At 41.4% G+C, this 1,872-nt stretch carries 1 protein-coding gene and 1 pseudogene; both read right to left on the bottom strand.

Annotated elements, in window-relative coordinates; translation table 11 throughout:
- Positions 1 to 917, bottom strand: a 917-nt coding sequence (locus Q0212_RS03855; RefSeq protein WP_297922480.1) for an AAA family ATPase, incomplete at its 3' end; no start/stop codon positions are given.
- A 2-nt stretch (positions 918 to 919) separates the two neighbouring features.
- Positions 920 to 1,872, bottom strand: a pseudogene (locus Q0212_RS03850) (class I SAM-dependent DNA methyltransferase); the annotation flags it as partial.

Here is a 1,872-nt window from a genome sequence, read left to right as displayed (position 1 = left end):
TCATCCAAAACAATCACATTAGGTAAAGTGTCTGGGGGCTGCAATAGCAAAGTAGCTAAGGCCATAAAGCGTAATGAGCCATCAGAAATTTGATGTGCACCAAACAGATAATCACCGCCTTTTTCGCGCCAGTTAAGGCGAACATAGTTGTTGTTATCGGCTAAAAGCTGCAAGTCAAAATCGCCAAACTGCGGCATAACGTGTTGAATATGACGCACAATACGCTGATAGTATTTTTTTTTGCTCGGTGTTTCTTTCATCACTCGTAAAAATGCAGCTAAGTTAGCGGCATCTTCGCGTAAATAATGAGCATCGTCTTTAAAGCTATTACGTTTGATTTTGGCAGTGTCGGAGGTATCATGAAATTGATAGGTGTGAATGCCTGATAATACTTGAAGAACTTCTGAGCGAGACATCATCACCGATTTAAACATCGCATCTAATTTACTATTTTCTGCAAACAGGGCAGAGCTGCTGTTGCCTGTTCCAGTGATAGTAGAAACTAGGGCTGGGTCTTCACCTATCAAACCTTGAGCAAAGCCTTCTTTTTCAAAAAACAAACGGTCAGGCATACCAAATTGCAAATGAGCATAATATTCCAAGCTGTATTTTGCTTTTTGGAAGCTCAATGCAAAGTCTATTTTGTCGGTAATGGCTGAACCATAAAACAATAACGCATCTGTACCGCCTTGTTTGCCGACATAGGACGGTAAATTGTCCTGAACGATATGATTAAGCATTTTAAAAAACGAAATTAAATTGCTTTTGCCACAACCATTTGCGCCTAATAATACCGTGACATCGCCAAAGTCTAGGTGTTGACCTGTTGCAGCAATCGACTTAAAGCCACTGAGTTGCAAGCTATTTAGCTTAAATTTAGCCGTTGATTCGTTGCTTGTCGTGTTATTGGTGGTCATGGTTAATCATCGCCTGTCTCTAAGCCTACAATTTTTTTCAGGGCTGCACCCAATTTGCCATAGTTTACTTTTACGCCATCATCAAGGTCTATGGCGATTTGTTGGGTGGCTAGTGGGTAGAGTATATCTCTTTCGTAGTCGTCGAGTTCGGTTAGCACTTTTTTAAGGGCTTCGAGGTCTTTTACCGCTTTGGTTTTATCACTTTGGCTGGCCGAATCGCTAATACTTAGTTGTTCTAGGTAGCTTTTACGCGCTAAAAGTTTGGTTCTAAATTCGCGTAAGTAATTGTTTAGCACCACACTGACGGTATCTGTTTGATAACGGTGGACATAAATTAGGGCATTAAAGCTGCCTTTAGGACTGCTAAATAACCAATAAATAGGCCGTTTTTTGTAGCGTTTAACGTGGTCGTTATAAAAGTCTTTTAAAAAGTAGTCGCGGAGGGTTTGCGCTTTGCCTTTTTTGCCAAGTGCTTGTTGTATAAAGTCGATGTTTTGTTCAAAGCTGTCTTTGCCAAAACTAACTTTTAAAAATTCTTTAAAGCGTTCGGTGATGTCATCGCTAAACCAGTCGTTATCTAAAATAGGGATGACGTTGTCTTCGTCAGGCATAAAACGTGGTTGAGGAATTTGCTGTAAATAATCGGCTAGGGTTTGGCCTTGATTGGCTAAGACTAAGCCTGCTTTGTCTAAGCTGTAGCGGCCAAACATACAACCGACGGCATAAGAAATTAATTCTTTGATGGTGTCGGTGAGTAGTTGGGCTTCGAGTTCTTCGGGTGTTTTGTCACCGCCGTAACGATAGTAAGGGTTACAGGTTAAGGTAATTTCTTTAAGAGGGACTTCGGGCGTGAGTTCGTCTTGTAGGCCGTAGGCTTCGATAAAGATGCGATTGTTTTCTTCTTCCAGCTCTTTCATTTGATGGGTGATGGTTTGCCAATGGCTGCGGAGTTGGC

Origin of the sequence: uncultured Agitococcus sp. (assembly GCF_937920075.1) — a bacterium.
GTDB lineage: Bacteria > Pseudomonadota > Gammaproteobacteria > Pseudomonadales > Moraxellaceae > Agitococcus.
The sequence above is the reverse complement of the archived record's forward strand: the minus strand, read 5'-3'. Positions and strand labels throughout refer to the sequence as shown.